The sequence below is a fragment of the Rhodococcus sp. T2V genome (assembly GCF_029269925.1).
GTDB classification, from domain to species: domain Bacteria; phylum Actinomycetota; class Actinomycetes; order Mycobacteriales; family Mycobacteriaceae; genus Rhodococcus_F; species Rhodococcus_F koreensis.
This window is the reverse complement of the sequence record NZ_JARJBD010000021.1, coordinates 126,823-134,005: the sequence shown is the minus strand read 5'-3', so window position 1 is coordinate 134,005 and position 7,183 is coordinate 126,823. Positions and strand designations below refer to the sequence as shown.

General features: G+C 68.1%; 5 protein-coding genes and 1 pseudogene. 3 read left to right on the top strand and 3 right to left on the bottom strand.

Features of this window, described 5'->3' with window-relative positions; all coding sequences use genetic code 11:
- Positions 1-648, top strand: a pseudogene (locus P3H15_RS19620) (hypothetical protein); the annotation flags it as partial.
- Between the two features lie 101 nt (positions 649-749).
- Here P3H15_RS19620 and P3H15_RS19615 read toward each other — a convergent pair.
- A complete protein-coding gene (locus tag P3H15_RS19615) occupies positions 750-1,601 on the bottom strand; it encodes a crotonase/enoyl-CoA hydratase family protein (protein ID WP_276138777.1) in 852 nt (283 codons plus the stop codon).
- 79 nt (positions 1,602-1,680) lie between these two features.
- Here P3H15_RS19615 and P3H15_RS19610 point away from each other — a divergent pair, with 79 nt between their 5' ends.
- A complete protein-coding gene (locus P3H15_RS19610; RefSeq protein WP_276138776.1) occupies positions 1,681-3,333 on the top strand; it encodes an acyl-CoA synthetase in 1,653 nt (550 codons plus the stop codon).
- Entirely contained in the window at positions 3,334-4,449 is a 1,116-nt protein-coding gene (locus tag P3H15_RS19605; protein WP_276138775.1) for a nitronate monooxygenase family protein, read from the top strand. It begins immediately after the preceding gene.
- A gap of 41 nt (positions 4,450-4,490) precedes the next feature.
- Here the strand turns inward: P3H15_RS19605 and P3H15_RS19600 are convergent, their stop codons facing one another.
- Both P3H15_RS19600 and P3H15_RS19595 read right to left on the bottom strand, forming a co-directional pair.
- A complete protein-coding gene (locus P3H15_RS19600) occupies positions 4,491-6,062 on the bottom strand; it encodes a long-chain-fatty-acid--CoA ligase (RefSeq protein ID WP_276138774.1) in 1,572 nt (523 codons plus the stop codon).
- The gene (locus P3H15_RS19595; RefSeq protein ID WP_276138773.1) at positions 6,059-7,180 is read right to left on the bottom strand and encodes an acyl-CoA dehydrogenase family protein; all 1,122 of its coding nucleotides are present in this window, start codon (positions 7,178-7,180) and stop codon (positions 6,059-6,061) included. Before P3H15_RS19595 ends, P3H15_RS19600 begins: the two co-directional genes overlap by 4 nt.
- Between the last annotated feature and the right edge of the window lie 3 nt (positions 7,181-7,183).

The following is a 7,183-nucleotide window of genomic DNA, read 5'->3' as shown; positions in this document are numbered from 1 at the left end:
TATCGCAGGTCAACCACCCAAAACCCGGCTCGACACGCGGCGGTCGGCTGTCGGATAGTTCAGCACGCTCCTAGGGCCGAGCTGCGAGGAAACGTCGCCTGCGCACCGTTGCCGAGGGCCCTGCTCGACGCCGCGCGCAGGTGCACGACGCTGGACGCGGCGCGCGCGACGATCGCGGAGGTCGTCCAGCGCGGAGCGGTCACGGCGGAAGAACTCGCCGTCGAACTCGACGCGGGAAGTGGTCGTGGATCCGCCATCCCGCGAATTGTTCTGCGGGAAATGAAGGCCGATGTGCACTCGGTCGCCGAGGCCCACGCGCGCCGGTTGTGGCTGCGCAGTGGGCTTCCCGAGATGGTGTTCAACAGGAAGATCGTCGATATCGACGGACGGTTCATCGCGATGCCGGACGGTTGGATCGACGAGGTCGCACTCGCGTGGGACATCGACTCGCTCGATTGGCACTTCGCACCTCGGCAGTACAAGCACACCGTGGAGCGGCGGACGCGCATGCAGAACGCCGGCATCATCGTGCTGCCAACCTTGCCGAGCGCTGTCCGCGACCAGCCCGATCAGGTGATCGCCGACCTGAGGGCTCACTTCGAACTCGCCGCGTCGCGTCCGCGGCCGAGCGTTCGGATGTTGCCCTAGCCGTCCGCGCCCCCGCCCGCGCCAGCCGCCCCGCCCGCGCCAGCCCGTTCGTCCGGGAGGAGGCGAGGGGGTGGGCGGGGCGGGTGCGCGAGGGGGAGAGGTCAGCGACCCTCGAACTTCGGCGCCCGTTTTTCGGAGAAGGCGCGGGGACCTTCCTTCGCGTCGGCGCTCTTGAAGACCTCGACGCCGAGGGCGGCGTCGATCTGGAAGGCTTCTTCCTCGTGCATGCCTTCGGTGTCGCGGATGGTCTTGAGGATCGCCTGGACGGCGAGGGGACCGTTGGCGGAGATGAGGTCGGCGAGTTCGAGAGCCTTGTCGAGGGCCTGGCCGTCGGGGACGACGTGCCCGATGAGGCCGATGTCCTTGGCCTCGGGGGCCTTGATGTGACGTCCGGTGAGCAGGATGTCGGCTGCGACGGTGTACGGGATCTGCCGGACGAGGCGCACGGCGGAGCCGCCGAGGGGGAATAGTCCCCATTTTGCTTCGGACACACCGAATTTGGCGCTCTCGCCGGCGACGCGGATGTCGGTGCCCTGCAGGATCTCGGTGCCGCCGGCGATGGCGGGACCCTCGACTGCGGCGATGAGGGGTTTGGTGAGGCGCCGTCCCTTCAGCAGCGCCTCGATCTTGGACAGGTCCCAGCCCGAATTTTTCCCCTCGCTCCGCTCGCCCGCGCCGGAGAAGGAGTCGCCGGGGTGCTGCGACGTCATGGCCTTGAGGTCGGCGCCGGCGCAGAATGCACCGCCGGCGCCGGTGAGGATGGCGACCCGGATGTTCGGGTCTGAGTCGACCTGATCCCACGCGTCCCGCATGATCGTCATCATTTCGCCGGACAGCGCGTTCTTCGCCTCGGGGCGGTTCATCGTGACGATCAGGACGTGCCCGCGTTTCTCGACGAGGCAGTGCGGCGACTGTGCCGAAATGTCGGATTTCTCGGTCGTTGTAGAGGACACTGAAGTCTCCCGAAGGGTGTGTGAGCTGGCTCTCAAATTGGGTCTTGCCAGAAACGGTAACACGTTCTACTTTGTTGACGTGGCCCTTAATATCGCAGACCTCGTAGAGCACGCAATCGACCTCGTTCCGGACCGCGTCGCGTTGGTGTCCGACGACCGGGAAGTGACGTACGCGCAGATGGAGGAGAGGGCCAATCGACTCGGCCACTACCTGCTCGAACAGGGGGTCCGTCCCGGCGACAAGGTGGGCATCTACTGCCGCAACACCATCGAGGCCATCGAGGCCATGGTGGCGGTCTTCAAGATCCGTGCGGTGATGGTGAACGTCAACTACCGGTACATCGAGAACGAGTTGCAATACATCTTCGACAATTCGGACATGGTCGCGCTCGTCCACGAACGCCGGTACTCCGACAAGGTGGCGAATGTACTCCCCGAGACGCCGCTCCTGAAGACCACCGTGGTGGTCGAGGACGGCACCGATCTCGACTACGAGGGTGTCGAATACGAGGCGGCGCTGGCGCAGGGTTCCCCCGACCGCGACTTCGGCGAACGCAGCAATGACGACCTGTACATGCTCTACACCGGTGGCACCACCGGAAAGCCGAAGGGCGTCATGTGGCGTCACGAGGACGTCTGGCGGGTGCTCGGCGGCGGCATCAACTTCATGACCGGCGAATACGTCGAGGACGAGTGGGATCTCGCGAAGCTGGGCGCCGAGAGCCCCGGCATGACCCGCTTCCCGATCCCGCCGATGATCCACGGCGGCAGCCAGTGGGCGGTGTTCCAGAGTCTGTTCGGCGGCGGAAAGTGCGTCATGCACCCCGAATTCGACGGCCACGACGTGTGGCGGATCGTCGACCAGCACAAGGTCAACCTCATCTTCATCACCGGTGACGCGATGGCGCGCCCGATGCTCGACGCGCTGGTGGAGGGCAACGAGGCGAGCGGCGAACCCTACGACCTGTCTTCGCTGTTCCTGATGGCGAGTTCGGCGGCGCTGTTCTCGCCCAGCATCAAGGAGAAGTACCTCGAACTGCTGCCCAACCGGATGATCACCGACTCCATCGGTTCGTCCGAGACGGGTTTCGGTGGCCTGAGTGTGGTCGCGAAGGGCGATTCACACGGTGGCGGCCCGACGGTGAAGATCGACGCGTCGACCTCCGTCCTCGGCGAGGACGGCAACCCGGTAGAGCCCGGCTCCGGCGTCGTCGGCATCCTGGCGCGCAAGGGGCACATCCCGATCGGCTACTACAAGGACGAAGAGAAGACCAGAGCCACGTTCAAGGAGATCAACGGGATCCGCTACTCCATCCCCGGCGACTTCGCGCAGGTGGAGGCGGACGGCACGGTGACGATGCTGGGCCGCGGCTCGGTGTCCATCAACAGCGGCGGCGAGAAGATCTTCCCCGAGGAGGTCGAGGGCGCACTCAAATCGCATCCCGACGTCTTCGACGCCCTGGTGGTCGGCATTCCGGACGAACGCTTCGGCCAGCGTGTGGCCGCCGTCATTCAGACTCGTCGTGGGGTGCGTCCGAGCCTGCACGAGATCGCCGACGCGGCCCGCAAGGAGATTGCGGGATACAAGGTTCCGCGCAGTCTGTGGTTCGTCGACGAGATCAAACGCTCGCCTGCGGGCAAGCCCGACTACCGCTGGGCCAAGGAACAGACCGAGACCCGTCCGGCCGACGACCACAACGGCAACGGTTCGCCCGAAAGCAAAGGCGCGTAAATGCACACGAGCGTGAGCGAGAAGTTCGGCATCGAGTACCCGGTGTTCGGGTTCACGCCGTCCGAACACGTGGCCGCGGCGATCTCCCGGGCCGGCGGCCTGGGTGTGCTCGGCTGCGTCCGGTTCAACGATCCCGAGGAACTCGAGGCCGTCCTGGCGTGGATGGACGAGAACACCGACGGCAAGCCGTACGGCGTCGACATCGTGATGCCCGCGAAGGTGCCCACCGAGGGCACGTCGGTGGACCTGGAGTCGCTGATCCCCGCGGAACACCGTGCGTTCGTCGACCGGACCCTGTCCGAACTGGGGGTGCCGCCGCTGGATTCGGGGGCCGAGCACGCGACCGGTGTGCTCGGCTGGCTGCATTCGGTGGCGCGGTCGCACGTCGACGTCGCTCTGAATCATCGAATTGCGTTGATCGCCAACGCCCTCGGTTCACCCCCGAAGGACGTCATCGACCAGGCTCACGCGAAGGGGGTTCCGGTGGCCGCGCTGGCCGGCGCTGTGGAGCACGCGCGCCGGCACGTCGCGAACGGTGTCGACATCGTCATCGCGCAGGGGTACGAGGCTGGTGGGCACACCGGTGAGATCGCGTCGATGGTGCTGGTTCCCGAGATCGTCGATGCCATCGGCGATTCCGCCGCGGTTCTCGCGGCCGGAGGCATCGGCAGTGGACGGCAGGTCGCCGCCGCGCTGTCGCTGGGGGCGGCGGGTGTGTGGATGGGGTCGTACTGGCTCACCACGTCCGAGTACAAACTCGGCAGCGCGTCGGCGGAGGGTCCGTCTGCGATCCAGCGCGCCCTGCTCGGCGCGACGTCTGCGGACACGGTGCGGTCCCGGATCTACTCGGGCAAGCCGGCGCGCCTGCTGAAGACCAAGTGGACCGACGCCTGGTCGAAGCCGGACGCGCCGGCGCCGCTGCCGATGCCGCTGCAGAACCTGCTGGTCAGCGAGGCACATCAGCGGATCGCCGCGTCCGAGAACCCGGATGTCGTGGCGATGCCGGTGGGGCAGATCGTCGGGCGGATGAACGAGATCCGGCCGGTGGCCGCGGTGATGGACGAACTGGTCAAGGGCTTCGACTCGGCGGTCTCCCGCCTCGACAGTTTCCGCTAGCCCAGGTGAGTGGCAAAGCGTGCGCCAGCACACTTTGCCACTCACCTGGGGGAGTAGCGGGCTCCGTCGCGGACCCACACCGGATCGGTGCACTGCGTGGCCTCGGCGCTCAGCACGCGGGTGAGCACCTTGAACGTGGCCGTCCGCGGGAACTCGGCGCACACCCGGATCAGACTCGGGCGCTGCTTCGGACTCAGATCGGATTGCGCGTCGAGGAAGTCCGCGAAGGCCACGGGATCGAAATCCCGGGTCGGCACGACGGCCGCCATCACCCGGTCCCCGACCTCGACGTCCGGCACCCCGTACACCGTCACCTGGGCGAAGCCGTCGTACCGCAGGAGGATGCGTTCGATGGGCGCCGAACCGAGGTTCTCGCCGTCGACGCGCAGCCACCCGGAACTGCGGCCCGCGAAGTAGACGAATCCGTCGGCGTCCCGGTAGGCGAGGTCGCCGCTCCAGTACCGGCCGTCGCGGATCCGCTCGGCGTCGGCCTCGGGATTGTCGTAGTAGCCCGCGAACGCCCCCGGCCCCGCGACATTGACGAGTTCACCCGTGGCGGTCTGGGCGTTGACGACCCGGCCGGCCGCATCGAATTCGGCGGGCGGGCAGGGATCTCCGGTGTCGGGATCGAGGATCGCGACACCCTCGGGGAGCCTGCCCAGCGAACCCGGCGGCGCCCCGGGTGCCGAAGAGATGGCGATGCCGCCCTCGGTGGAGCCGAACCCGTCGATCACCGCGGTGCCGAATCGGCGCGCGAACGCCGCGACCGCGGGCGCTGACCCCTCGTTGCCGTACATCACCCGCAGGGTGTTGTCGGCGTCGTCGGGCATTTCGGGGGTCGCCAGCACATACGACAGCGGCTTCCCGACGTAGTTGGCGTACGTGACGCCGAACCTCCGCACGTCGGGTAGGAAGTTCGACGCGGAGAACCTGCGCCGCAGCGCGATCGAGCTGTGCCCCGCGAGCGCCACGGACCACGCCGCCATCATGGCGTTCGAATGGAACATCGGCATCGACATGTACACGACGTCGTCCGGGGACAGCGCGAAGCGCTCGGCGAGCATGACACCGGGTCCGGTGATCTTCGCGTGCGTGCAGCGCACCGCCTTCGGATCACCGCTCGTGCCCGACGTGAAGATGAGCATGAACAGGTCTTCGGGCGCGGCGGCCCTCGGGGTGAAATCGGGGCGCTCCTCGGCGAGCAGGGCGGACCATGCCGGTGAATCCACGTCGACGACGGGAACACCGGGGTCGACACCGTCCAGCAGGGCGGACCGGCCGGATTCGGTGAAGACCACCTGGCAGTCGGCCAGCGCGATGTCGCGGGTCAGCGCCTCCCCGCGCCGAGTGGTGTTGAGGCCCACGACCACGGCGCCGGACAGCGCCGCCGCGCCGATGAGCAGGGAGAACTCGGGGACGTTGTCCATCAGGACCCCGAAGTGCCGGGGCCGCTGCGCGTCGAGGAGGTGGTCGAGAATCGCGGCGCGGCGCAGGCTCGCCCGCACGTGTTCGGACCACGATACGAACCGGTCCTCGAAGTACAGCCCCTGCGCGCCGGAGTGCGCGACACCGAGCAGCAGGTCGGATACCGTGCGGGCGAGCGTGGCGGTCATGCCGGGACGGTGGCCAGTTCGGCGCCGAGGACCCGCAACTGCTGCGTGGCCGAACCGAGCCGGAACTCGAGCGCCTTGGCGGCGAGGAAGTACCGGTGCACGGGGTGGTCCTCGTCGAGTCCGACGCCACCGTGGACGTGGACGAGGGTGTGCGACACCCGGTGTCCGGCGTCGGACGCCCAGAAGTTGGCGGTCTGGACATCGCCTTCGCTGGGCAGTCCCTCACTGAGCCGCCACGCCGCCTGCCACAGTGTGAGCCGGACGCCCTTCACGTCGATGTAGCCGTCGGCGAGTCGCTGGGCTACGGCCTGGAAGCTGCCGATGGGCCGGCCGAACTGCACCCGCTCCCGGGCGTAGGCCGCGGTGAGTCTCAGGGATTCGTCGAGGACGCCGTACTGGTACGCGCACGCGCCGAGCGTGCCGCGCTCGACGATCCAGTCGACGATCTCGCGGCCCCGCTCGACGCTGCCGAGAAGGCGGTCCCCGGCCAGTGACACTCCGTGGAGGGTCACCTCACCGACGCTGGCCAGGTCGACGGTCTGCTGCCGGGTGACGGTCACCCCGGCGTCGTCCGGGCGGACGAGGAAGACCGCGACCCCGTCCGGGGTGGTTGCCGGGACCAGGAAGAGGTCGGCGGACGGGGCCGCGTCGACCACGATCTTGATGCCGTCGAGCGTCCAGCCGTCCGCGCCGGGTTCGGCACGGGTCGTCGGCGCGGCCGGGTTGTCGCCCAGTTCCTCGTCGAGCGCCACGGTGAGGATCTTCTCGCCCCTCGCGGCCGGAGTGCCCCAGTCGGCACGCTGCTGTTCGCTTCCGTACTGCGCGATCGCCCCGGCCGCCATCACGATCGACGACAGGTAGGGGACCGCTGCCACGGCACGGCCCAGTTCGACGAGAATGCTGCACTGCTCGAGGACGCCGAAACCATCGCCGCCCACCGACTCCGGCAGTGCGGCGCTCAGCACGTCGGACGAGGCGAGCGCGGACCAGAGCCGGCGATCGAGACGGTCTTCGGCCGCGTCGAGTTCGCGCAGCCGGTCGTTGGTGACGAGATCCGAGACGATTCCTCGGGTGAGCCCGGCAAGATCCTGCTGGGCCTCGGTGGGAGTGAAGTCCATGGT